Genomic DNA, 25,299 nt, shown 5'->3' with positions numbered 1-25,299 from the left:
AAAGAGTCTGAGCGCTTGAATATTAGGTTGCAGAGAAACTTCTGCTAGTTAGGGAAATTAAGCAGGCATCATGTGCATACTTCTGCAAGACTCTGCACAGTTGCGGCAAGCGGCAGCACATTCCATCATTTTCGCGTCATCGCTCATCATCTCACACGCCATTGCAGTGCGATCGCACATTTCGGCGCAAAGCATACAAGTGCGTTCCATGAACTCAGAACCGCTCATCATTATATTCATGCACATCATGCACATTTCGGAGCAATCGCGCATCATGCTCATCATGCTCATCATGTTCTTATCCATGTGCTGACCACTTTTGCTCATGCAATGAGTCATGGTTTCCATGCACATTTTATGACAGTCCATACAAACATCCATGCAAGTCTGCATTTCTGGAGTCATGGTTTCAGTCATCATCATCATCATCATCGGAAGTATCTCCTGATTTTTTGATGCATAAATAGTGTCCTTTTAAGGACTACTCATCACATTAGCCCTATCTTTTTAAAGAGTCAATGGGGTTTTTAATCTAGAATTTTTAAGCCTACTATCCCGATATAATTACCGGGAATTTGAACGAATCCTACACTATTTCTGTGTTGTTTTTTTGTGAAATACTATACATTAAGGCTTCTAAACCCTCACTTCGGAGTGGGGTTTTATTTGACAAGTCAACTTTACATCGGGGATCAAAAGTTAGAGTTAAATTTAACTCGAAAATAATGTTATATTTTTTAACAAATGAATGCTTAAATCAAGCATTTGTAAAATTATATTAATCTAGGTTTCATTAATTTATATTAATTTGAAGATATATGGTCTGATAAATTCGTAATTCATCATGAAATTTAAACCGCACCTCAAACAAAAATACCTCACAAAAAAGTAGTTTTAACAACTTACATAAGAGAGGAAAATAAATTATGATGTCGGTTATAGATTTTATTCTAATTTGAGTAAGCGATCGCTCGCTGCTTGTAATGTCTCAGGTCTTTTGCTAAAGCAAAATCTGATCAATGAATGTCCTTTTTCTGGTTGGCTGAAAAAGCTGGAACCGGGAACTACAGCGACACCAATATTTTTAATTAGATGGTAAGTAAATTCAACATCTGTTTTATAGCCAAATTTGGAAATATCTGCAAGCACATAATACGCTCCTTTGGGAACAAAATAGGGAATTCCAACTTGGTCTAGAATTTGTAAAATGCTGTTTCGCTTCTGGTGATAAAGTTTGGCTAGTTCTTCATAATAGGATGGTGGTAGTTGCATGGCGGCAACTCCGGCTCGTTGCAATGGTGCAGGTGCGCCAACAGTGAGAAAATCATGGACTTTGCGAATCGCCCCTGTCAATTCGGGGTTTGCTAAAATGTAGCCGACTCGCCATCCGGTAACGCTATAAGTTTTGGATAAACCGTTAATAGTAACGGTGCGTTCTTCCATTCCGGGAAGGGTAGCTAGGGCAATATGTTGAGTGCCGTCATAGAGAATATGTTCATAGATTTCATCAGTGAACGCTAACACATCCCATTTTTGACAAAGTTCAGCAATTAGGGTGAGTTCTTCACGGGTGAAGACTTTACCTGTGGGATTGTGGGGTGTGTTGATAATAATCGCTTTGGTATTGGTATTGAAAGCTTGACGCAACTGTGATTCATCAAATGTCCAATGAGGAGGATGCAGTGTCACATAACGGGGTATAGCACCAGCTAAAATCGCATCGGGGCCGTAATTTTCGTAATATGGCTCAAATACAATTACTTCGTCACCCGGATTGACTGACGCCAGCATCACAGATGCCATTGCTTCTGTGGAACCACAGGTAACGGTGATTTGGGTTTCGGGATTGATATCTAAGCCGAGATACCAACGGACTTTGTTAGCGATCGCATGACGAAATAAGCGATCGCCCCAAGTAATGGCATACTGATTAACATCTGTTTCTATTGCCTGATATGCTGCCTGTTTCAACTCCAAGGGACAAGGAAAATCAGGGAAACCCTGCGCCAAATTCACCGCATCGTGTTGCAGTGCTACCCGCGTCATTTCTCGAATCACCGACTCTGTAAACTGTTCTGCCTTTGCTGATATTTTTTGCCGCTTAATCTCACTCACCCCTATACCTCCGTATTGCCGTTAACCGAGAATTTCTGCAAACCCGATAAAATGCATAATGCTGATAGATTTATCGTAGTATACTCAAATTTCCGATCCAGAGGGAATGCAACCTCATAATCTATATACTTAATTATTGAGATTAATAGTCAATTATTGAAGTAGTGATCCAGAATCATCATGAAATCTTTGCACCGTCCCGATCTTTATAGCTGGTCTAATTTCAATCCGGCAAGAAATATTGATTTCAATGGGATTGCCTGGATTCGCCCAGATGGCAACATCTTGATTGACCCAGTAGCCCTATCAAACCATGATTGGAATCATCTGAAATCCCTCGGTGGTGTGGTTTGGATTGTGCTGACGAATTCTGAGCATATCAGGGCAAGTAAAGAAATTGCCGATCAAACTTATGCTAAGATAGCTGGCCCCATAGCAGAAAAAGGCACTTTTCCTATACCTTGCGATCGCTGGCTATCTGATGGTGAAGAATTTGTCCCAGGACTGGAGGTGATTGAACTCAATGGTTCTAAAACTCCCGGTGAGTTGGCTTTGTTACTGGAAGAGACAACTTTAATTACAGGGGATTTAGTCCGGGCACGTAAAGCAGGTAGCTTGACAATTTTACCAGATGACAAACTGCTGAATCGAGAGGAGGCTGTTGCTTCTGTTCGCAGGTTGGCTCAACTGAGTCGGGTAGAAGCAGTGCTGGTGGGGGATGGTTGGCCAGTCTTTCGGGATGGACGCGATCGCTTAAAGGATCTGGTAGCGACGCTGTAAATAATTAGGGTAGCACAGCTAGCTATGCTACCCTACAGGCGATTGTAGTTTAAATAGATATAAAAGGCTGTCAGAAGAAAATCAAACAACACCGTATCATGGTAGTTAGTAGCATTTATGTCTGAATAGTTTTGCCATAAAAGAATATCAGGTAAGTAATATCCTGATTTCCTGACGGCAGAATGCGAAGGCTTTTAACGATCAACCTAGTTGGAGAACGCTGATGTCTAAGGAAAGAAAAAGTAATAAAGAAGCTAAAAAACCTAAAAAAGATCCTAAAGACAAAAAGGAGAAAAAAGAGCCAAACAAATAGGGTAATTTAGGTTATCTTTAGCGAAGACCAAGAGTTGCACTTTCCTAAATTGACAATATTTCGTCCAGTAGGATTGAGTAGGACAAGTTATTGTCAAAACTTTGTTCACCCTTGGTCAAGCTCCAAAATCTGATGATTTAAGTTGTGTATGCGATGTCACGAGGGTCTACGCCTACCCAACTTAATTAAGCAGGAGTAAACTTCAGCGAAACACCGTTCATGCAGTAGCGCTTGCCAGTAGGTGCAGGGCCGTCATCAAAAACATGACCCAGATGACCACCACAGCGACTACAATGCACTTCAGTTCTGGTCATAAACAACGACTTATCTACAGTAAAGGCGATCGCACCTTCAATTGGATTAAAGAAGCTAGGCCAACCAGTACCACTATTAAATTTGGTATTAGATGTAAACAGTGGTAGTTCACAGGCGGCACAATAATAAGTACCTTTGTCGTATTCCTTATCCAGTGGGCTGGTGTAAGGGCGTTCAGTCCCATGTTTACGCAATACATTAAACTGTTCTGGCGTTAAAATCGTGCGCCATTCTGACTCTGGTTTGGTAACTTCAAATCCACTTTGAGAAGTTGTCATTGCTTGTGACCCCCAATTGATATACCTTGATAACAATGCTGTGCCGACTATGACTGCACCAGCCTGTAAAAAATAGCGTTTGTCCATATATCTATTATTTTCTATTTTCCGGTTCCCTGGCCAATCAACTCCAGTACGGGATTCCCTACCCTACATGAATGACTATAATCAGCGATCGCTCTGAATTAGCCCTGATAAACTGAGTGAACTACCCCAACTTACCGAGTACGGTTGAAGTTGGGGCTTCTGTAATCAAGGGGGAGTGCCTAAACTTAGACTTTCGCCCAAGAATAGGATTTACCTCCCCTCCTACAGCAGAGACGGCTGAACCTTCCGCCTTTATCATTCTGATGCCTTCGGCTCTAATATTTGCTGCTGCGTTTCCATCGCGGTCATGATGAGTTTTGCAATGAGGACAAGTCCATTCACGGACATCCAACGGCATCTCACCGATTTGATAGAAACAATTAGAGCAGAGTTTTGAACTGGGGAACCATCTATCAATTTCAACTAACTTTGCACCCTTGCGTTCTAGCTTGTAGGCTAAAAAGTTAGTGAATGTTCCCCAACCAGCATCAGATATTGCCTTCGCCAATTTATGATTACGAATCATGCCTCTGACATGAAGATTTTCTATTATGACAGCTTGGCTATCGCTGACCAACTTGTAACTAAGTTTATGTAGAAAATCTTGCCTTGAATTACTAACTCGCTCGTATACTTTGGCGACAACTTTTCTATAACTATTTCTTGATTTGCTCCCTTTAACTTTACGTGCTAATTTTTTCTGTTTACGTTTTAGATTTTTCTCGTGTTTGGCAAGATGCTTAGGATTATCGTACTTGGAAACCTTTTCACCATCGGTAACAACTGCGAAGTGTTTTAGCCCCAAATCAATACCATATATTTTACCTTCTGAAATAACCGGATTTTCTCCAACTCCAGTCGGAGACGCTACGCGAACAATTTCGGTCAGGATGGACGCAAGATATTTCCCCGAAGGCGTTTTACTCACAGTAACAGTCTTGATTTTCCCCTCAATCGCTCTATGTATTTTGGCTTTGATTACCCCAATATTACCGGGGAGTTTGACATTGCCATCTACAACTTTGACATTTTGAGGATACTGAATTGACTGTTTACCATGTTTGGATTTGAACTTAGGAAATCCAGCACGTTTCTCAAAAAAGTTTTTGTAGGCTGTAGTTAAATTCAGTGTCGTAGCCTGTAAAACTTGGCTATAACAATTAGCTAACCACACAGTCTCTTCTGCCTTTTTGAGTATAGGAAGAAATGCGTTGAGTGCAACACGGCTAAGTCCCTTGCCCGAAGATTTATAAGTTTCAATCGACTTATTTAGAGCGTAATTCCACCACCATCTAGCACACCCAAAAGTTTGCGCTAGTTGTATTTCTTGCTCAAGTGACGGATATAAACGGACTTGTACAACCTTATGTAACACTCAACATTACCTCCTTGATGTATTTACTTTATCATGAATATATATTGTGGTAAAGTAACTAAATAAAATAATTGGTGACTCCGACGCTCGCGGACTCGCTAACGCTCCGCTATCAAACACCCCACTTTCTTATCAACCTGTGGTTGATATTAGTCGGAGGTATTTTCGTCGTCACCCGGCTATCCATCCCCACCATGTAGACGGATGGGGAATTCCGCCGAATTAGTTAAAATTAGCTAAGAAACAACAAATTATTTTTTAGCCAAATACTAGGTGGGAATCCGATCTATTTCACCTGATTTTTGGACAATAGCAAGTATATTTTTCAATTGGAGCCTCAACTACGGTCAATCATCATCTTCATCAGAGGTGGTTAAATCCCGAGTAGTCCCGTGTTTACCCTGACTTGTCATAAATACAAATGCGCGATTGAGCCGCTTTACCCCACTGAGGGTAATCAGAGTTAGTAAGCCTCCCAATAATCCCATTTGCCACAAACCACAACCAATCGCAGCCCCCAAACCGGCCGCAGTCCAGACACAGGCAGCTGTAGTTAAACCTTTTACTTTTGGTGTTCCAGATTTTCGAGGAGATTCTTGTAAAATCAATCCAGCTCCGAGAAATCCAACCCCGGTGGCTACACCTTGAATTGTGCGACTCAGTGCATTGGTAGCAGCATAGGGACTCTCGCCCTCAGCCTGCAAAGGAATCATCACGAATAGTGCTGCCCCCATACTCACGAGCATGAATGTTCTCATCCCTGCTGGCCTTCCTCCTTGTTGACGGTTAAATCCAATCAAGCAACCAACCAGGAGCGCCAAAGATAATCTAAACGCTATATGTGGCCAATCGTTGGCAGCAATAAACATCGGCCCCATTGCCTTATTTCTCCTAGAGATAGAACAGAATTTTGCACCTATTGGCAGTGAGATGGATGACTACCCACTTTTGTAGCTGAAAACTTAAGCACAGCAAATCAATAGGTTTTTAGTACATTAAGGTTAATTTAACAAAGGGTTATAAATAAGTAAATAAGTATACACAAAGCCACCATTACTGGATTCTTCCTAGAGACAGAGAGGGGGTAGGGGGAGAATAACTATGCTAATGCCCAATCCCCAACTGATTGACACGGCTTAATATACATGGGTTTGATAGAGATACCGGAGTTTTTTGGAAAACTTCTTGCTCGGTTCAGTAGAATATGTGATACTCTAAAAACTACAAATAAAGCACGGTATTTCTATCGAATTGCCGGAGTTTAAAAGAACAGGATTCATGCAGCTACTATGGTTCATCCCAACTCATGGCGACGGACGTTACCTTGCAACTGCTACAGGCGGACGGGCAGTAAGCTTTCCTTATCTGCGGCAGATTGCCCAAGCGGTGGATGACCTTGGTTATACAGGGGCATTGCTGCCTACAGGCCGCTCTTGCGAAGATGCTTGGATTGTAGCGTCAACGTTGGTATCACTGACGCGACAGATGCGTTTTTTGGTGGCAATTCGTCCCGGCTTGGTATCACCTGGGGTAGCAGCGCGGATGGCGGCGACTTTTGATCGCCTCTCTGGAGGACGTTTGCTGATAAATGTCGTGACCGGTGGCGATCCCGTGGAGTTAGCCGGAGATGGCTTGCATTTGGATCACGATCGGCGCTATGAATTAACAGATGAATTTTTGACAGTATGGCGAGCGATCGCTAGTGGTGAACAAGCTAATTTCCAAGGCGATTACTTTAACATTCAGGATGGGAAACTATTGTTTCCAGCTGTTCAGAAGCCGTATCCGCCCTTGTGGTTTGGCGGTTCCTCTCCTGTTGCTCAAAAAATTGCTGCTAAACATGTAGATGTTTATCTAACTTGGGGCGAACCACCGGCGCAAGTAGCCGAGAAGATTGCAGCAGTTCGGAGACTTGCTTTATCAGAAGGCCGGACTTTGCGGTTTGGGATTCGCCTACATGTGATTGTGCGCGAAACCGAGAGTGAAGCGTGGGATGCAGCGAATCAATTGATTAAGTATGTAGATGATGAGGCGATCGCTAAAGCTCAAAAAGCTTATGCGCGGATGGATTCAGTTGGACAACAGCGAATGACTCAACTCCACCACGGTAATCGTGAGGCATTAGAAATCAGCCCGAACCTGTGGGCAGGAGTCGGTTTGGTGCGGGGTGGTGCGGGAACAGCCTTAGTCGGCGATCCCCAAACTGTAGCTGCCAGGATATTAGAATATGCAGATTTAGGTATTGAGTCCTTTATCCTCTCTGGCTATCCCCACCTAGAGGAAGCTTATCGAGTTGCAGAACTTTTATTTCCCCATTTGCCCTTAGATAATTTACCCACAGTGGAGAAGCAACACGTCTTAAGTCCATTTGGCGAAATTGTGGCAAATGAAGATTTCCCTAAGCAAAAGCCTCAAGAAAGAGCAACGTCCATATCCTAGTAAATAAGAACTAGGAGATTAACAGCTATGCTGCACCAACAAATCGACCAAAAAATCTCAGAAAAAGAAGCGTGGGTATTGCGTCGTCAGTTGGGAATACCTAACAATAAACGCTTGTGGGTGCTAGCTTGCATGGATGAACGTTTACCAGTGGAGAAAGCATTAGGAATTGGTGAAGGAGATGCTCATATTTTCCGTAATGCTGGGGGGTTAGTTACAGATGATGCAATTCGGTCAGCGATGTTAACTACACAGTTTTTTGGCACAAAAGAAATCATCGTTATTAATCATACCGAATGTGGCATGATGACAGCATCAGGAGACTTTCTCAGTGAGGTATTACGAAATCAAGGTATTGATGTGGATCGAGTTAGTGTCGATCCTGCTTTGCCGGAGTTGAAGCTACCAAAAGGCGTTTTTTCCAAATGGATCAAAACCTTTACCGATGTGGATGAAATCTGCACAGAGCAGGTGCAATTACTGCGTAGTTCTCCTTTAATTCCCCAAGATGTAGTTATTCATGGCTACATCTGGGAAGTAGAGAGTATGAGTTTGCGCCGTCCCTACAAACGTCTGAGTGAGAAAGTCAACACAGCATCAGCCATGAATACCAAAACCACAAAACATACTGAACCCGTGTTAGAAATTGGGAGTTTAATTGAATGACAAATATTTTAGCGATCGCAGGTAGTCCAACCCATCCATCTAGAACCTATGGTGTTGTCGAATATACAGCCAAGCTTTTACAACAAGAAGGCTTGCATGTAGACATTATTTCAGTTCGGGATTTACCTGCTGAAGATTTAGTTTTTGGACGTTACGACAGCCCTGCTTTAGAACAGCCAAAAGCTTTATTAGCAAAGGCAGATGGTGTGATTATTGCCACCCCAATTTACAAAGCTGCTTATACAGGAGTGCTAAAAACATTTCTAGATTTGCTGCCACAAAAATCATTAACAGGTAAACCCGTGTTACCAATTGCTTTGGGTGGAACAATCGCTCATTTATTGGCAATTGAATATGCTCTGAAACCTGTCTTATCTGAATTAGGAGCGCGGCATATCCTAGCTACTATTTATGCGGTAGACAAACAAATTCAACGCCAAGCTGATAACAGTGTCTTGTTAGATGAGGAAATTGAGCAAAGACTCAAAGACGTTCTCAAGGAATTTGTTAAAGCTGTAGAATATGATGCCGCAGCGCCTCAAGAATTGGTTCATGCCAATTAAATAATCAAGTTTATACCTCCGTTTGCTTGTAGCAGAGGGGTAATTTTTATCCCTCTGTTACTTTTTTTTAAACTTAATCAGAGCTACATAACTTTACTTTTATAAATTGCACTTTTATTGCAATATTAAAATTATTTATAGACTACGCTCATACTTATCTCCCAACTTCTATAGTCTATTCAACTAACACCGCTATGATTTATTATTTTTTCTATAAAATATCTTGTATATATGCAAATTTTCTCCTAACTCTACCTGTAGTAGATGAGTGAAATTTACTCATCTACTACTTTCTCCACTTAAATTTCAAAGTTTATCAATAAATTCACAAAATTATAGGTTGGATAAGGCTAATACCTTAACCAACCAAAGCGCGATCGCTCTTAATACAAGAGCATCATAACTTTATTGAGCTTTAGCAAAGCTCAACTTTTTACGCAATAGATTATTAGTCATAAACGTTAAAGTTGCAGACTGCGGTAAAAAGTTTATTGTAAATGAGTAGCGATCGCTTGAAAAACAAACTTTCTTTTATTTGGCGCTAATTACAAGCTGTCGTTGGTGCAACCACCCGTAGGAATCAAAAGCCCCCGAATTAATGGCAATGCGCTTTTTTGGTCAGGTTAGCCAGTAAATTAGAAGTAGGGCGTAAAAAAATAAACTCAATGAAAGCGATGTCTAACGACAAGCCGCAAGGCGTCTGCGCTTCTGAACTTGCATCTATCGTCGGTGAAGAAAATGCTATTTGCCTTTGGGAAAATATCGAACTCAGCCAGCAAAAACGTATCCAACAGGCTATAGCTTCTGGAAATTCACCCAGTTGTATTGTCTATCCCCGCAGCCAAGAACAGCTAGCCGCAGTCATTACCACGGCTCACGCAAATAACTGGCGCGTCCTTCCCTGTGGTAGTGGTAGTAAACTTAGCTGGGGTGGTTTAGCAAAAAGCATTGATGTTGTAGTTAGTACAGAACGCATCAACCAACTAATTGAACACGCTGTTGGCGATTTGACTGTCACAGTAGAAGCTGGGATGAAGTTCTCCGATTTACAAGCACTTTTGGCAAAATCGCGGCAATTTCTCGCCCTTGACCCCACAGCACCAGAGTCAGCAACCATTGGCGGTATTGTTGCCACAGGTGATACAGGTTCTCTGCGGCAACGCTATGGTAGCGTGCGCGACCAGTTACTAGGTATTACCTTTGTCCGTGCTGATGGACAAATCGCCAAAGCTGGGGGAAGAGTAGTTAAAAATGTCGCCGGATATGACTTGATGAAGTTGCTTACGGGGTCTTGTGGCACATTAGGCTTTATTAGTCAACTAACTTTTCGCCTGTATCCGCTAGCCGAGGCATCGGGGACGGTGGTACTAACTGGTAAAGCTGAGGCTGTATCTCAAGCGGCTGATATCCTTCGAGGTTCGGCGTTAACACCAGTTCAGGCTGATTTGCTATCAACTAAATTAGTGTCTAGTTTAGGTTTAGGTGAAGGGCTGGGATTAATTGCTCGCTTTCAAAGTATTAGTGAAAGTGTTAAGGAACAGTCAAACCGAGTTTTGGAAGTAGGGCAAAAGCTAGGCTTAAATGGGGCAATTTTTGCCGATGGTGATGAGGCTAGTCTATGGCAGAGATTGCAAGAACGAATACATACTACTGCTACAGAATCGGTAATTAGCTGCAAAATAGGAGTGTTACCTACTGCTGCTGTGGAGATTTTGACTCAAGTGGAGTTGGGTTTAATTCATATTAGTAGTGGTTTAGGTTTGTTACAATTAGAGAGTAAAAATCAAGTTTTGAAGGTGCGCGATTCCACTCAAGCGAATAAAGGTTTTTTAACAATTCTGTCAGCACCAGTTGCGGTTAAAAAACAAATAGATGTTTGGGGTTATACGGGGAATGCTTTGCCGTTGATGCGCCGTATTAAGGAACAGTTTGATAGTAAAAATATTTTAAGTCCTGGTCGGTTTGTGGGTGGGATTTAGTTTTAAGAAAACGTAGACTCGCAGAGGCTTGCCGCAGGCTACCGCAAAGGACGCAAAGGACGCAAAGGAAGAGGGGAAAGATAGTAATATGCAAGTTTCAGAAAATTCTGTTAATAATACGGCTAGTTTAAAGAATTTGAAGGGTTTTGATGAGAGTCATCCGCCTGATCCGAAGTTAATTGATAGTTGTGTCCATTGTGGATTTTGTCTCTCGACTTGTCCCAGTTATCGGGTGCTGGGTAAGGAGATGGATTCTCCTAGAGGACGCATCTATTTAATGGATGCAATTAATGAGGGTGAAATTGCCCTCAATACGGCAACAGTAGAACATTTTGATTCTTGTTTGGGATGTCTTGCTTGTGTGAGTACTTGTCCTTCGGGGGTGCAGTATGACAAGTTAATTTCTGCAACTCGTCATCAAGTTGAACGAAATTATCCCCGCAGTTTAGCAGATCAATTTTTTCGTCAATTGATATTTTCTCTGTTTCCTTATCCCAATCTTTTACGGGTTTTATTAGTTCCGTTGTTAGTTTATCAAAAATTAGGATTTGCTAAGTTATTTCGGGCTACAGGTTTACTGAATAAAATATCGCCCCGTTTGGCAGCAATGGAATCAATTCTGCCAGAAATTACTCTTAAATCTTTTCAAGATAATTTGCCTAGTGTGATTCCTGCTAAAGGTGAAAAGCGATATCGAGTCGGGGTAATTTTGGGTTGCGTCCAACGGCTGTTTTTCTCACCTGTAAATGAAGCAACAGTGCGCGTTTTAACGGCGAATGGTTGTGAAGTTGTGATTCCCAAATCTCAAGGTTGTTGTGCAGCGCTTCCCGAACACCAAGGACAAACAGAACAGGCGAAAGCTTTAGCAAGACAGATGATTGATAGTTTTGCCAAGACAGATGTCGATTTCGTGATTATCAATGCTGCTGGTTGCGGTCATACTTTGAAAGAGTACGGTCACATTTTAGAAAGTGACCCAGAATATCGGGAAAAGACCAAGGATTTTGCGGCTAAGGTTAAAGATGCTCAAGAATTTTTGGCAACTGTTGGGTTAACAGCGAAACTTTCACCGTTGACTGATAAACCATTGAATTTAGTTTATCAAGATGCTTGTCATTTATTGCATGGGCAAAAGATTAGCGTCCAACCGCGTCAGGTGTTGCGACAAATTCCAGGGGTGAAGTTGAGAGAACCAATAGATGCAGCTTTGTGTTGTGGCAGTGCCGGGGTTTATAATATGCTGCAACCAGAAGTATCTGAAGAATTGGGTCGGCAAAAAGTAGAGAATTTGTTGAATACTGGTGCTGAGTTAATTGCTTCTGCTAATCCTGGGTGTACTTTGCAAATTACTAAACATTTACAGTTGCAAGGTAAGAAGATTTCAGTTATTCACCCGATGGAGTTGTTAGATTATTCGATTCGTGGTGAGAAATTGAAATTGTAGACGTTTGCTAGCTGCGTTGTGCATTTACAATACTCAGCACTCTTAATTTAATCGGATGAGAATAATTTTGCTGGCTTAAGTGTGCAGAAAAAGAGGTAGAAATTGGTATGGAATTTAAAGGAATTTGAAAGTAAAGCACTCAAATTTTCAATGGGATTGGGCGACCATCTTAGAGGTTGTTTGAAAAGTGTTTAACTGTGACTTTAGGCACTTTTAGATCCCCCCTAACCCCCCTTAAAAAGGGGGGAACCGGAATCAAAGTCTCCCAATTTATCGGGAGATTTAGAAGGATCTAAAACTTTTGATACCGACAAGAGGACTTTTCAAACATCCTCTTAGAGAAAAATAAAGCTTGATGCCAACGGCAATATTTACCATATCTCAGGTTTGAGATTGTCAAATCGCAGCAAGAGGTTTATGATATGATACCTTTGCTGCGATTTTAACCTTAATTGCGTGTAGCTTCCAGTAGGCGAGAAAAATAGAAGCGAGTCTTCGTCATTGCCCGTCGTTGCAATGAAAAGCCATTACTTTCCAAGATTTTCACCACATCAACCTCACGATGCAAGTATGCACGAGTGGCTTTACTTGGCCCAGGAAAGAAACTGCCAATTTTCTTGAGTATACTCAGGGCGCAGGTCTTCGGCGCAAAACTGAGAATTATCCGCGACTGTGCCAAAGAACAGAGGTGAGATATCATCTCATCAGCTTTTTCTTGAGGGTAATGGATGAGAACATCTAGGCAAATAACGGTATGGTAACTACCATTCAATGATTCCAAATCCTGCACAGCAAAAGTAGGATTTTCGGTATTTCCCAAAGTTTGCTTGGCTCTATCTCTGCCTTCTTCTACCATTTTTTCGGAAATATCGGTGGCATAGACTTTGGCACCATCTACCGCCAAGGGAATGCTGAGACTACCGACACCACACCCAGCATCACAGATTGATAGCTCTGGTAAATTGTTATTAGCCTTCAGCCAACCGAGAACTGTATCCACAGTTTGCTGGTGTCCATTGCGGATGTCTAATTGGACTTTGTTGACTTCGCCATCGCCGTAGATTCGCTTCCAACGGTCAAACCCTGTGGAATTGAAATACTCGCGAACAATCGTTTTGTCGTCGGCTGCGTTCATAAACTTCGATTTTTAGGGGTTCCCAATGCTTAAAATTATCATTGATAGGAACCCATAAGAGCGGTCTTCCAGATTTTTCCAGATGATAGTTCGCTGATAAGCAAAGATACTTACGTATACAGAGGAACTCAGAGTGCCGAATTCCAATCCCAACGCGCAACATTGAAGCTATGCTGGCTTAACAAGCAAAATGAGGATTAGCCGTCAGCGAAGTGATAACGCAGATGATTCAAGAATTCAAGTGTTCAATTGTGTTGTTGGGAGAGCCTCATTCGTGATACTGGAGTCAACGCCAGTAAAAATAATTGCGATCGCTTTTGGTTCAGGTGATGAGTATATCATTGATGGGAATCGACAAGAGCGATCGCACTATATTCCAATGATTATAATAAATTAAGAAGTTGGTAACTAAGGAGCAATGCCAAAGAAAGTAAGAGAATTGAAAGCAATGGTAGCAAAAGTTGGGTATATCTTCAGCCAGGACGAGGCAAAGGAAGCCATACATTTTGGAAATATCCAATGCTACCGGAAGAACCCCTTACTATTCCTGGGTATTGATGGTGATGATGCTCCGCTATATTTAGAAAGAGGCATTCAACGGGTGCTGAAAAAGCTGGAAGAACTCGAAAAACTTGTAAACGAGGAAGGTGAAGAATGATCTATCACTACAGTATGGTGATTCAATGGTCACAAGAGGATCAACTTTTCTTAGTTCACTTGCCTGAGTTCCCTTGGCAACAATTTCATACGCATGGTAGAACTTACGAGGAAGCTGCCAAAAATGGTCAGGAAGTAATCGAGGCTTTTGTGGAAATGCTTTCTGAAGAGAATAAGCCATTACCAGAACCCAGAATGCTACCTACAAAGCCTCTGCAAATAGCTTAGTTGTGGGTTGGTAGAGATTTAGGTGTGGTTGGTGCGTTACATTTCATTAACATATCCTACAATATCGCACTCTATAAAGCCTCTTCTGTGCGTAAGACAAAATTACCGCCGAAACCAAGCGCGTAGCCAATGCCATAACCGACGCAACCACGCCCAAAACCCACGGCGAGAAAGTACTGGCGCTTTAGGTTGAGAAAGACGCTCAATTGCGTTGTTGCAATTTTGCACATTAGCATCAAGTCCCATTTGCTGATATAGTTCGCTGGCATTGCGATAAGCACCCAGCGCGTCTGATTCTCGATTAACGTTTTCTAATGCCTCACCTAAGTTAAACCATGCGATCGCTTCCCCTCGAATATCGCCTATTTCTCTAGATATATCTAAAGACCTCTGGTAGAACTCTATCGCCTGTTGGTACTGCCCCAGAGATAAGTAAGCATTACCCAAATTCATTAAGGACAAGCCTTCTGTTTTGCGATCGCCAATTTCCCTAGCGATCTCCAAAGACTGCTGGAAGAAATCTATCGCCTGTTGGTACTGCCCCTGATAATTGTAAGCATTACCCAAATTCATTAAGGATAAGCCTTCAGTATTGCGATCGCCGATTTCCCTAGCGATCTCCAAAGACTGCTGGGAGAAATCTATCGCCTGTTGGTACTGCCCCTGATAATTGTAAATATTACCCAAATTCATTAAGAATAAGCCTTCAGTATTGCGATCGCCTATTTCCCTAGCGATCTCCAAAGACTGCTGTAAAAAATCTATCGCCCGTTCGTACTGCCCCTGGTATGAGTAAGCAAGACCCAAATTCATTAAGGATTTGCCTTCAGTATTGCGATCGCCTATATCCCTAGCGATGTCCAAAGACTGCTGGAAGAAATCTATCGCCCGTTCGTACTGTCCCTGGTATAAGTAAGCAAGACCCAAATTCATTAAGAATAAGCCTTCAGTATTGCGATCGCCTATTTCCCTAGCTATATTCAAAGATTGCTGGAAGAACTCAATCGCTTGTTGGTACTGCGCCAGAGATAAGTAACCAAGACCCAAGTTATTGAGAGCAGCCCGATAATTCCAGTTTTCCCTCTCGTCAGTTTTTTGCCAAGCTTTTATCAACTGCCCGTATAAATCAATTTGATCGGTGTAATAGCCCCGCAAGGTCAAAAAATCATTGCAGAACTGAATGCTATTAAAAGCCCAATCATATTTTTCTAGTTGATACCAGTGATAAAAAATTTCTAAATATTCCTTGATATCTACTTTAGTGTGCCAAGGTGGTTGTTTAACATTTAAAAGATAGTAATTGATTGCTTGTTGATGCGCCTCTATCTGATCGCCAGCCTGATACCGCACATACTCCAAAATCACGGGCTGAAAATCAAATCGCCGCTTACCATTGAGTTTATCTACCAACAAAGAACGCTTAACCAGATTCCTTAATTCTTCCTCAATCTCGGCTGCTGAACTTCCCGGCAACATAGCCACTGCTGCTGCACTATCAATCGCACCACGATAAACACTAATATTCAGCAATAACGCCTTTTGTAACTCATTCAACCGATTAAAACTGGCATCCAACACCAACACCATCCCCACATTTTCCCGGCGATGGATACCTACCACTTGGGAATCTGTCAACAACTGCCGCAAATTCCCTAATCCTAAATCTGCTAACCTGCTTAAATCCGGGTCTTGTGAATATTCTTCATTTAATAAGTCTGCTACCAATCTCAACAGTAGAGGATGCCCATCTACTAATTCCACAAACTGCGTTAAATCTCCGCGAATGCTTAATACAGTTAACAGTGCTACCCCTTCATCTACTTGCAAACCTTTCAGGGGTAGCCACTCAAAGCCTTTTAATTCTGGTCTTTCCCTGGTGGTGACTAGCACCTTACTATTACCGCCATGTTCCACCCATGCTTGGAAAAAGTCGCCGTAAAATAGACTTCCCCACTGTCTATCAGGTTGTAATAAACTCTCCAGGTTGTCAATAATCAGTAAAAATTGCCCAGAACGTAAACACCTAACTAGCGCCTCTACTAACTGCGCTTCTTGTTCTGGAACGGGAAAGCCAAACTCTGTGAGGACTTGGCGGGCTAAATCGCTAAAACTTGCCCCGTTACTGACATCAGCCCAAAATCGCTTGGAGAAACCGACAATTTCATCATAAATTTTAGTAGCCAGCATCGATTTACCTGTGCCACCAATGCCTTCTATACCAATTAAAAAGGTATTTTCATCAGTTAACCATTGCTGTATTTGGGCGATTTCTGCTGTTCTTCCTTGCCAGTAAGCCAAACTTTTACCGGGATTCCCTGCTTTGAGAACCCCCGGCGATTCTGGTGGAGAGATTTGTTGAAATCGCTCTAGTATTGGTTCTATTCGCTCAACAATAATCTTGACTTCTGCTGCATTTATCTGTCCTACTTGAGTTACCTTACTGTCACCGTAGGCAGTGAGATTCATTTCAATGTTGTTCGAGTTACTGGGGCTGAGTTCCTCTGCCATTGCTTACAGTAGGTAGAAATTTTGCTTGATATTGTGCCTGTGAACTCGGCAGTTGGTGTTCAGAACTCGGAAGTTCGTGTTCAGAACTCGGAAGTTCGTGTTCAGAACTCGGAAGTTCGTGTTCGGAACTCGGCCGTTCGTGTTCGGAACTCGGCCGTTCGTGTTCAGAACTCGGCCGTTCGTGTTCGGAACTCGGCAGTTCGTGTTCAGAACTCGGCCGTTCGTGTTCAGAACTCGGCCGTTCGTGTTCGGAACTCGGCAGTTCGTGTTCGGAACTCGGCCGTTCGTGTTCGGAACTCGGCAGTTCGTGTTCGGAACTCGGCCGTTCGTGTTCGGAACTCGGAAGTTCGTGTTCGGAACTCGAAACATCAAAATTTTTAGGGTAGACAGTACTCTATCCACCCTATTCAATTAAAAACTTACTTGGTTTGCGTCAATCTTCCCAACTTGCTTCACCGTACTTTGGTCGTAAGCATTAGCACTGACTTGAATATTGTCTCCGGGTTTGTCAGTCGATGCTTGCAAAATCTTGGCTATTTCCTCCCCAAGTGCTGTATCCGCTTCTAAAATCTTCTTGAGTTGCACCCGCAAGCTTGCTTGTAAATCTTCATCTTCTGGCTTTTGCGCCACATCCGTTGCTGCTTCCTTCGCTGCTTCCTTAGCCTCTACTTTGGGATGTAACTTAGCCCAAATAGCTTTGGCTTTATTCCAAACATCTTCACCTACTTTCTGAGATGCCCCTTCTACGGCTTTATTACCCACATTCAACAGAAATGGCAGACAGGGAGCGAGAAATTTAACGAGTATAGCTATATCCATTGGTTTATAATACCTATCTCAAAAATCTACATTTTTACTGAGTATCTTAACGCTTCTTCCCCTATCACCTTGATTCTTTTACATTGATACGAAATTTAGCCTAATAATCGCTGCCAAGTTAATTCTTTTCTCACTTCATCCCAATGCCAACGTAATAAATTAGCGGGTTGACTCTTAGCAATTCCAGGAAAACCAATTGCTTGTCTAGGTGCATCCGTAGCTAGTAAAATCGCAGTCTCCACATCACAAATCCCCCACTTCACTAAATTCTGCACTCCCACTAATAAAGGTAAAGTCGTCCCCGATAAAGTGCCATCAGCCAGTCGTGCCGTACCGTTTTTAACTTCAATTTCCCGACTGTCCCAAGGATACACGCCATCGGGTAATCCCAAAGGTGAAAGAGCATCACTCACAAGAAACAGCCCTTTTTCTTGATAGCTAGCGCGGAGTAAAATTTGCAGCATCGTGGGCGAAACGTGTTCACCATCAGCAATAAAACCACACATCACATTAGGATGAGTAATTGCTGCTCCTAATAATCCTGGTTCGCGGTGATGTAATGGTGGCATGGCATTGAAAGCATGAGTTACCATCGTTGCACCGAGTTCAAAAGCAAGTTGCGCTTGGGCTGATGTTGCCTGAGAATGTCCTAAACTAACGGTAATCCCCAAAGAATGCAAATATGGAATTACTTCACTTGTGGGATCTAACTCCGGCGCTAAGGTGATGACTTTTACAATGTGGGCATAATCACCCAAAACCCGTTTTACCTCGTCAATTGTTAAGGGTAACAAGTACTCTGCCGGGTGTGCGCCGCGCTTTTGGTAATTCAAAAATGGGCCTTCTAAATGAACTCCGAGAATCTTGGCAGATGACCTCACCCCCAACCCCTCTCCGTCAACGGAGAGGGGAGTAAAATTAGCAAAGACTGCAAGCGATCGCTGAATCTTTTCTACTGAAGTTGTCACAAGTGTCGGTAAAAATCCATCTACCCCGACATCCCACAAAAATTTCGTTATTTTTTGAAGTACATAAGCATTTTCAGCCGCTAAATCAGGAAATGCCAATCCCAAAGCACCGTTAATTTGCAAATCAACGCCACCCAATGAAATCCAGTCGCCAGCTACATCGATAACGGATGCACGACTGTCTGCTTTTATTGCACCCATTGGCAAGATTTGCTCAATTATGCCCTCTGGATTAACTAAGAGCATCTGCAAATCTTTGTAACCAGTCACTCTAGCATTGATAATATCTACAGGATTTTGTGTTGCTTGGGTCATCACACTGGCTAGGGAATAATTAAACCTGACCCGATTTTAGATGGAACAATCGGCAATTAATCCAAAATCCAAAATCGTTCGACAGAACGCTCACGACAAATCCAAAATCCAAAATTTTATGACTCCCCTAGTTGGTATTATCATGGGCAGCGATTCCGATTTGCCCACTATGAAAGATGCGATCGCAGTTTGTGAAGAATTTGGCGTTGAGAGCGAAGTAGCGATCGTTTCTGCTCACCGTACCCCAGAACGGATGGTGCAATATGCTCAACTTGCACACCAACGAGGTATCAAGGTAATTATCGCTGGTGCCGGTGGTGCTGCCCATCTCCCTGGAATGGTAGCGTCTTTAACTCCTCTTCCTGTCATCGGTGTTCCTGTACCCACTCGGAACTTACAAGGTGTAGATTCTTTGTATTCTATTTTACAGATGCCTGCGGGTATTCCTGTGGCAACAGTAGCGATCGGTAATGCCAAAAATGCCGGTCTTTTAGCAGTACAAATCCTCGCAACTCATCAACCAGAATTGTTAGAAAAAGTGCAACAATATCGCCAAACTCTATGTGAATCAGTAATTGCCAAGCAAGCAAAACTAGAAGAATTAGGCTATGAGCAATATTTACAGCAAATGTTTTAATAAATTTTAACACCAGAGCAGCAAGTCTTTCCCAATGACCAATCTCAGCCTTAAATTCTCAGATTGAAGCGATCGCTCCAGAATCAAGGCAGCATTCTGAAGTATCTTGATTCTGAGAACTTAGTCAAAAATTGAGAGCTAGAACATCCATGTGTCAATTGCTCGGAATGAATTGCAATGTCCCAACGGATATTTGTTTTTCTTTTGAAGGGTTTTCTGCACGGGGAGGAAAAACGGATGACCATAGCGATGGTTGGGGCATTGCTTTCTTTGAAGGAAAGGGATGTCGAATGTTTTTAGATGCTCAACCTTCTGTTGCTTCTCCGGTAGCTGAGTTTGTGCGGAGTTATCCCATCCACTCAACCCATGTCATAGCCCATATCCGCAAAGCTACTCAGGGTGAAATTGCCCTACACAATTGCCATCCTTTCCGCAGAGAATTGTGGGGTCAGTATTGGGTATTTGCCCACAATGGTAATTTGCCAGATTTTGATCCAGAAAATTTGGGCTTTTATCAAGCGGTAGGTGATACCGATAGTGAAAAAGCATTCTGTATGATGCTAGAAACATTGCGATCGCGTTTTCCTGAGGGTAAGCCTGACATAAAGGAACTATACCCTGTACTGCGAGAAATTACTGGTAAAATTTCAAAAGTGGGTATATTTAATTACTTATTATCAGATGGAGAACACTTTTTTGCTTATTGCTCAACTAAACTCAGCTACATTGTTCGCCAAGCGCCCTTTGCCGCTGCCCATTTAATTGACCACGACATGACTGTAGATTTTCGGGAAGTGACTACAGAACGCGATCGCGTTGCTGTCATTGCTACCACACCCCTGACTGACAACGAAGTATGGACGAAAATCCAACCGGGTGAATTACTAGTTTTTCAGGACGGTTTGCCCATAAAATATGCATTCACTTAATCCCACATTCCGCACTTCATTTTGTAGTACAAATATTAGTACTAAGAAACACAAGTTCAATTAAATATAAATACATATAGAGGATCGGGAGGGATCGCATACCAAGAAGATCCATTTCCCGACATCTCCCCTAACAAGCGACAGTATCAACAATACTGTCGCCCTTATCCTCTATTGAATTAATGAAATCGAACTATTTAGCGGTGACAAGCTGACCTGTAAAGAAGAATGACCCTCCATTTTGTCCATTACCCTGTAGTGGATTACTTTTTAGATCAAACAGGCGAAGCTCAATTGTCCCTTCTACTGTTTGAGTTATCGGATTAAAAGTAGCTCTATAATCATTTCTTGCAATACCGCTACCACCCTTGTTTGAGAGGCTAAAGTTGAGTGCCCTACCTGTAATCGCCTTCTTTCCATTACACGCCCAAGTACCCTGAGAAGTGGTAAAAGGATCAAACTGACCTGAAACACCACCTTGGTTTGAGTCACTACTAATCAAGTTGCCTTCTTCAGTAAGAGTGATCAGCGCACGTGAAGCAAACTTTCCTGCTTCATCTTTAATTGTCGTCAGGTATGTACCAGCGACAAACTTTCTGCAAACAGCCTGTTTAGAATTAGTATCAATTACAGATTCAGCCTTTGCTTTATGAATGTTGCAGATATCCAAAATGCTCACTGTGGAAAGTACACCAATTGTCAATCCAATCAAAGTTTTACGAATTTTCATGATAAACAATAGTAAAGAGATTTATGAAACGTAAAAATTATACATTAAACAAAAAACAATCTTGATAAATTTTGGTTAATTTTTGATTAAAAAAGACGTAACCACTGCCCAACACTCTAACGAGAACTATTAACATCAATTTCTACCTTTTCATCAATTGCTATTACTAGATAGAGGCATCAGCGCTCGTATTAAAGTATTAACATCAATTTCTACCTTTTCATCAATTGCTATGTCTACACCACTTCTAGCCACGATAACATAGCCAAACTCGCTGCCGCTCCCAATACCTGCTCGGTAACTTCCAGATATCTCTGCAACTGTTCTAAATTCCGAAGTTATTTCAACTGTCTTACTGCGTTGACTAATCAATTAAGGCTTCTGGTTAACAGAAATAGTTTGATCAGCAACAATTCAAAATTCAAAATTGAAGAGAGTTACATAAGGGGATTTAAACCCCGGCTGAAACTGAACTACGTGTTGATGTTGCGGGTCTTAAACCTTTTAATTTACGATAAATTATTAACTAGCAAGTTGCTTGATGTCTTAGGTATCGAATTGCGATGCCTAAGACGGGCTGCGCCTACCGGGACTTGATAGTTGAAAGTAAAAGTATTTGTAATTGCTCACATAACTGGTAAAATCACCATATTCTTGATAAAGAATGTGAGGTTTTTGGTGTTTGCAACTAGATACACGGAATCATCGAGTATGATAAACACTATATAACTGTATTCCCATCAATTATTTGTAGATTTAGTGGAGGAAATAGAATGAGTTTGTGGCAACGCCCACTGAAAAGGTTACAAGCGATGTCTTACGACAAGCTGCAACTCTTGGAGACGCTACGCGAACGCATCTACGCGTTCAATAGAACGTATCGGTTCAGACTAAATTCGCTCAAAGGCTTTGTATCACTCTTTTTGGTAGGTACTGTATTGAGTGTAGCTCTTGCCGCCTGCTCTGGTGGTGGAACTGGGAATAATTCTGCTTCTGAAACCCCTGGTGCTAGTGCTACCCCTGTGGCTGCCAGTAAAGATAATGTTGAATTAACTCTAGTTTCCTTTGCTGTCACCAAAGCAGCTCATGAAGCAATTATTCCTAAGTTTGTAGAACAGTGGAAGAAAGATCATAATCAAACTGTCGTCTTCAAGCAAAGCTATGGCGGATCTGGTTCCCAAACTCGCGCCGTTATTGATGGTTTGGAAGCAGATGTTGTTCACTTGGCACTAGCTGGAGACACCTCAAAAATTGAGAAAGCTGGATTGATTCAGCCAGGATGGGAAAAAGAAGTTCCCAACAATGGTATTGTCTCCAAATCAGTTGCAGCATTAGTTACTCGTCAAGGCAATCCTAAAGGCATCAAGAACTGGTTAGATTTAGCCAAAGACGATGTGAAATTGATTACTGCTAACCCCAAAACTTCCGGCGGTGCTAAGTGGAATTTCTTAGCACTATGGGATTCTGTAATTAAAACAGGTGGCGATGAGGCTAAAGCTACTGAATTTGTAACTAAAGTTTACAAAAATGTGCCAATCTTGCCTAAAGATGCACGGGAAGCTACTGATACATTTGCCAAGCAAGGGCAGGGAGATGTCTTAATCAACTACGAAAACGAAGTTATTTTGGCACAGCAAAAGGGCGAAAAGGTTGAGTATGTCGTTCCCGATGTGAATATATCCATCGACAATCCGATCGCTGTGGTAGATAAAAACGTCGATAAGCATGGAACCCGCGAAGTTGCTGAAGGTTTTGTGAAATACCTCTATAGCCCAGAAGCACAGCAAGAGTTTGTCAAATTGGGATTCCGTCCTGTGGATGAGACTTTAGCTCAAACCAAGGAAGTCACAGACAAATTTCCCAAGCTGAAAACTTTAGGTACAGTTGCAGACTTAGGCGGTTGGGAAGCAATTGATAAGAAGTTCTTCGCAGATGGGGGCGTGTTTGACAAGATTCAAGCCAAAAAATAATTCGTAATTCGTACCTCGGCTTCTCTACGAGACGCTACGCGTAGCTTGCTTCCCCGAAGGAGTAAGCTCGGCAGCCTAATTCGTAATTCGTAATTATGACCCCACAACTTTCTTTTCTCCAGAATTAAAAGTAGTTGGTCTGTGCTTGAATTACGTTAGCGTAGCGGTAGCGAGTCCGCGTTCGCTTTTAGCGTCTCGTAGAGAGCGTCATTAGCAATTACGAACACTGGCAAAAAGCTCCTTGTGAATTTTAAATTTTGAATTTTTCACTATGACATCTGTATCTCCTTCTGTGGAAGTTGAACGCAAAACGCCATTCTGGAAGAGATTGGGGCGAGTTCCTTGGACTTGGCGAATTACCATTGCATATCTGACGGTGATGTTGTTTGTCCCCATAACTGCTATGTTTCTGAAAGCAGCTACAGAACCTCCATCTAGGTTTTGGGCGATCGCAACCAGTGATATCGCACTAGCAACATACAACGTAACTTTTGTGACGGCAATATTTGCTGCCTTACTGAATGGCGTATTTGGAACTCTAATTGCTTGGGTTTTAGTTCGCTACGACTTTCCCTTCAAGCGCTTGATTGACGCCACAGTAGATTTACCCTTTGCACTACCAACTTCTGTAGCAGGGCTAACCCTGGCAACAGTTTACAGCGATAACGGCTGGCTAGGTTCGCTACTAGCACCACTGGGAATTAAGGTATCTTTTACCCGCACGGGAGTAGCGGTAGCAATGATATTTATCTCACTACCTTTTATTGTGAGAACTGTGCAACCCGTACTTCAAGAAATGGAACATGAAATTGAAGAAGCTGCCTGGTGTCTGGGTGCTTCTCAATGGCAGACCTTCTGGAAAGTGATTTTGCCACCTTTATTTCCCACGATTTTAACTGGTGTTGCCTTGGGTTTTTCCCGTGCAGTTGGGGAATATGGGTCAACTGTGATTATCTCTTCCAATACGCCCTATCAAGATTTGATCGCACCTGTGCTGATTTTCCAACGGCTAGAGCAGTATGACTATTCTGGTGCAACAGTAATTGGCATAGTTTTACTATCAATTTCGTTGGTACTGCTATTGGCAATTAATTTCTTACAAGCATGGGCAAGGCGATATGACAGTAGATAAGCCAAGTTTTCACTCATCTGCATCTGTATCAGATACAGCCAAGCCGAAAGAGCAGAAGAGTTGGGTGCCAATAGTTTTAATTGGCATAGCGATCGCCTATTTAGCCCTAGTTCAATACATCCCAGCTATTAACGTTTTTGTCCAAGCCTTCAGCAAGGGAACTGGGCCGTTTCTGTCCAATCTGACGCGACCAGCTTTTCTCCATGCAGCTTGGCTGACACTGTTGCTGGCTGTGATTTCTCTACCTTTAAATACGGTATTTGGTTTATGTGCAGCTTGGGCGATCGCTCGTCATAAATTTCCTGGACGCGCCGTAGTTTTGAGCATTATTGACCTGCCTTTTTCGATTTCGCCCGTAGTTGCAGGATTAATGATTGTGCTACTTTACGGACGGAATGGGTGGTTTGGCCCTTGGCTCCAAGCCCATGATATCAAGATTATCTTTGCCTTTCCAGGTATGGTATTGGCTACAGCTTTCGTGAGTATGCCCTTTGTGGCGCGGGAAGTGATTCCGGTTTTAGAAGAGTTTGGTAAGGATCAAGAAGAAGCTGCTAGAACTCTAGGTGCGAAAGATTGGCAGATATTTTTGCGTATCACCCTACCTAGTATCCGTTGGGGCTTACTCTATGGTTTAATTTTGACCAATGCCAGAGCAATGGGTGAATTCGGAGCGGTTTCAGTGGTATCTGGCAACATTGCTGACCAAACACAGAGCCTACCACTGTTTGTAGAAGACGCTTACAAACAATACGAAACTGAAGCGGCTTTCTCTGCGGCTGTACTGTTAGCGTTGCTAGCAGTAGTAACCTTGGTGCTGAAGGAGATTCTAGAACGGAAAACCCGCATTAAAGATGTTGAATAGAAAAATCAAGCAATTGTAGTTATCTTTTGAAATAGGATACAAGCAAATCATGGGA

The 25,299-nt window shown here is 42.3% G+C and carries 25 protein-coding genes; 14 read left to right on the top strand and 11 right to left on the bottom strand.

Translation table 11 applies throughout. The annotated features are described in order from the left end of the window. Positions 1-57: 57 nt before the first annotated feature. Positions 58-429 carry a four-helix bundle copper-binding protein gene (locus V7K44_RS23985; protein WP_334935141.1) on the bottom strand — a complete coding sequence of 124 codons (372 nt, stop codon included), beginning with the start codon at positions 427-429 and terminating at the stop codon, positions 58-60. A 516-nt stretch (positions 430-945) separates the two neighbouring features. Then, positions 946-2,115 carry a pyridoxal phosphate-dependent aminotransferase gene (locus V7K44_RS23980; RefSeq protein ID WP_334935082.1) on the bottom strand — a complete coding sequence of 390 codons (1,170 nt, stop codon included), beginning with the start codon at positions 2,113-2,115 and terminating at the stop codon, positions 946-948. Between the two features lie 180 nt (positions 2,116-2,295). Between V7K44_RS23980 and V7K44_RS23975 the strand changes: the two genes are divergently transcribed. After that, positions 2,296-2,895 carry an MBL fold metallo-hydrolase gene (locus V7K44_RS23975; RefSeq protein WP_334935080.1) on the top strand — a complete coding sequence of 200 codons (600 nt, stop codon included), beginning with the start codon at positions 2,296-2,298 and terminating at the stop codon, positions 2,893-2,895. Positions 2,896-3,393: 498 nt separating this feature from the next. On the opposite strand, the gene msrB is transcribed toward V7K44_RS23975, so the two are convergent. From msrB to V7K44_RS23960, 3 genes are all read right to left on the bottom strand, one after another. Continuing rightward, positions 3,394-3,888 carry a peptide-methionine (R)-S-oxide reductase MsrB gene (gene msrB, locus V7K44_RS23970; RefSeq protein ID WP_334935078.1) on the bottom strand — a complete coding sequence of 165 codons (495 nt, stop codon included), beginning with the start codon at positions 3,886-3,888 and terminating at the stop codon, positions 3,394-3,396. Between the two features lie 121 nt (positions 3,889-4,009). Then, positions 4,010-5,263, bottom strand: a complete 1,254-nt coding sequence (locus tag V7K44_RS23965) for an RNA-guided endonuclease InsQ/TnpB family protein (RefSeq protein ID WP_334935076.1) — start codon at positions 5,261-5,263, stop codon at positions 4,010-4,012. Positions 5,264-5,610: 347 nt separating this feature from the next. Beyond that, a complete protein-coding gene (locus V7K44_RS23960; RefSeq protein ID WP_334935074.1) occupies positions 5,611-6,141 on the bottom strand; it encodes an MgtC/SapB family protein in 531 nt (176 codons plus the stop codon). Between the two features lie 400 nt (positions 6,142-6,541). On the opposite strand from V7K44_RS23960, the gene ssuD reads away from it, so the two are divergent. From ssuD to V7K44_RS23935, 5 genes are all read left to right on the top strand, one after another. Continuing rightward, complete coding sequence (gene ssuD / locus V7K44_RS23955; RefSeq protein WP_334935072.1) at positions 6,542-7,702, top strand: FMNH2-dependent alkanesulfonate monooxygenase; 1,161 nt, start codon at positions 6,542-6,544, stop codon at positions 7,700-7,702. A 27-nt stretch (positions 7,703-7,729) separates the two neighbouring features. Then, complete coding sequence (locus V7K44_RS23950; RefSeq protein ID WP_334935070.1) at positions 7,730-8,368, top strand: beta-class carbonic anhydrase; 639 nt, start codon at positions 7,730-7,732, stop codon at positions 8,366-8,368. Then, complete coding sequence (gene ssuE / locus V7K44_RS23945; protein WP_334935068.1) at positions 8,365-8,931, top strand: NADPH-dependent FMN reductase; 567 nt, start codon at positions 8,365-8,367, stop codon at positions 8,929-8,931. The genes V7K44_RS23950 and ssuE overlap by 4 nt, the downstream gene beginning before the upstream one ends. Positions 8,932-9,596: 665 nt before the next feature. Next, positions 9,597-10,910 (top strand): FAD-binding oxidoreductase, encoded by a 1,314-nt coding sequence (locus tag V7K44_RS23940; RefSeq protein ID WP_334935066.1) that lies wholly within the window; start codon positions 9,597-9,599, stop codon positions 10,908-10,910. 88 nt (positions 10,911-10,998) lie between these two features. After that, positions 10,999-12,354, top strand: coding sequence for a (Fe-S)-binding protein (locus V7K44_RS23935; RefSeq protein ID WP_334935063.1), 1,356 nt, complete (start codon positions 10,999-11,001; stop codon positions 12,352-12,354). A 448-nt stretch (positions 12,355-12,802) separates the two neighbouring features. On the opposite strand, the gene bchM is transcribed toward V7K44_RS23935, so the two are convergent. After that, on the bottom strand, positions 12,803-13,489 hold the full coding sequence (gene bchM / locus V7K44_RS23930; RefSeq protein WP_334935061.1) for a magnesium protoporphyrin IX methyltransferase: 687 nt from the start codon (positions 13,487-13,489) through the stop codon (positions 12,803-12,805). Positions 13,490-13,763: 274 nt separating this feature from the next. On the opposite strand from bchM, the gene V7K44_RS23925 reads away from it, so the two are divergent. Genes V7K44_RS23925 through V7K44_RS23915 form a run of 3 tightly spaced genes read left to right on the top strand, consistent with a single transcriptional unit; the run spans position 13,764 to position 14,374 of the window. Continuing rightward, positions 13,764-13,886, top strand: coding sequence for a hypothetical protein (locus V7K44_RS23925; RefSeq protein ID WP_334935059.1), 123 nt, complete (start codon positions 13,764-13,766; stop codon positions 13,884-13,886). Positions 13,887-13,907: 21 nt separating this feature from the next. After that, positions 13,908-14,147 (top strand): hypothetical protein, encoded by a 240-nt coding sequence (locus V7K44_RS23920; RefSeq protein ID WP_334935057.1) that lies wholly within the window; start codon positions 13,908-13,910, stop codon positions 14,145-14,147. Continuing rightward, a complete protein-coding gene (locus V7K44_RS23915; protein ID WP_334935055.1) occupies positions 14,144-14,374 on the top strand; it encodes a type II toxin-antitoxin system HicB family antitoxin in 231 nt (76 codons plus the stop codon). Before V7K44_RS23920 ends, V7K44_RS23915 begins: the two co-directional genes overlap by 4 nt. A 102-nt stretch (positions 14,375-14,476) precedes the next feature. Here the strand turns inward: V7K44_RS23915 and V7K44_RS23910 are convergent, their stop codons facing one another. The 3 genes from V7K44_RS23910 to nagA all read right to left on the bottom strand — a co-directional run bounded on the left by V7K44_RS23910 (position 14,477) and on the right by nagA (position 18,984). Further along, positions 14,477-16,882, bottom strand: a complete 2,406-nt coding sequence (locus tag V7K44_RS23910; protein ID WP_334935053.1) for a tetratricopeptide repeat protein — start codon at positions 16,880-16,882, stop codon at positions 14,477-14,479. A gap of 411 nt (positions 16,883-17,293) precedes the next feature. Further along, positions 17,294-17,701 (bottom strand): hypothetical protein, encoded by a 408-nt coding sequence (locus tag V7K44_RS23905; RefSeq protein ID WP_334935051.1) that lies wholly within the window; start codon positions 17,699-17,701, stop codon positions 17,294-17,296. 95 nt (positions 17,702-17,796) lie between these two features. Beyond that, a complete protein-coding gene (gene nagA, locus V7K44_RS23900; protein WP_334935049.1) occupies positions 17,797-18,984 on the bottom strand; it encodes an N-acetylglucosamine-6-phosphate deacetylase in 1,188 nt (395 codons plus the stop codon). Positions 18,985-19,102: 118 nt separating this feature from the next. Between nagA and purE the strand changes: the two genes are divergently transcribed. Together purE and V7K44_RS23890 are read left to right on the top strand one after the other, a co-directional pair. Beyond that, entirely contained in the window at positions 19,103-19,621 is a 519-nt protein-coding gene (gene purE, locus V7K44_RS23895) for a 5-(carboxyamino)imidazole ribonucleotide mutase (RefSeq protein WP_334935047.1), read from the top strand. A gap of 149 nt (positions 19,622-19,770) precedes the next feature. Continuing rightward, positions 19,771-20,550 carry a class II glutamine amidotransferase gene (locus tag V7K44_RS23890; protein WP_334935044.1) on the top strand — a complete coding sequence of 260 codons (780 nt, stop codon included), beginning with the start codon at positions 19,771-19,773 and terminating at the stop codon, positions 20,548-20,550. A gap of 193 nt (positions 20,551-20,743) precedes the next feature. Here V7K44_RS23890 and V7K44_RS23885 read toward each other — a convergent pair whose 3' ends face one another. Next, positions 20,744-21,280, bottom strand: coding sequence for a hypothetical protein (locus V7K44_RS23885; protein WP_334935042.1), 537 nt, complete (start codon positions 21,278-21,280; stop codon positions 20,744-20,746). Between the two features lie 153 nt (positions 21,281-21,433). Next, on the bottom strand, positions 21,434-21,652 hold the full coding sequence (locus tag V7K44_RS23880) for a hypothetical protein (RefSeq protein ID WP_334935040.1): 219 nt from the start codon (positions 21,650-21,652) through the stop codon (positions 21,434-21,436). Positions 21,653-22,053: 401 nt separating this feature from the next. On the opposite strand from V7K44_RS23880, the gene V7K44_RS23875 reads away from it, so the two are divergent. From V7K44_RS23875 to cysW, 3 genes are all read left to right on the top strand, one after another. After that, positions 22,054-23,250 carry a sulfate ABC transporter substrate-binding protein gene (locus tag V7K44_RS23875; RefSeq protein WP_334935038.1) on the top strand — a complete coding sequence of 399 codons (1,197 nt, stop codon included), beginning with the start codon at positions 22,054-22,056 and terminating at the stop codon, positions 23,248-23,250. 271 nt (positions 23,251-23,521) lie between these two features. Beyond that, entirely contained in the window at positions 23,522-24,382 is an 861-nt protein-coding gene (gene cysT, locus V7K44_RS23870; protein WP_334935036.1) for a sulfate ABC transporter permease subunit CysT, read from the top strand. Then, on the top strand, positions 24,369-25,244 hold the full coding sequence (gene cysW, locus V7K44_RS23865; protein WP_334935033.1) for a sulfate ABC transporter permease subunit CysW: 876 nt from the start codon (positions 24,369-24,371) through the stop codon (positions 25,242-25,244). The genes cysT and cysW overlap by 14 nt, the downstream gene beginning before the upstream one ends. The last annotated feature ends 55 nt before the right edge of the window (positions 25,245-25,299 follow it).

It is taken from the genome of Nostoc sp., assembly GCF_036917235.1.
GTDB lineage: Bacteria > Cyanobacteriota > Cyanobacteriia > Cyanobacteriales > Nostocaceae > Nostoc.
The sequence above is the reverse complement of the archived record's forward strand: the minus strand, read 5'-3'. Positions and strand labels throughout refer to the sequence as shown.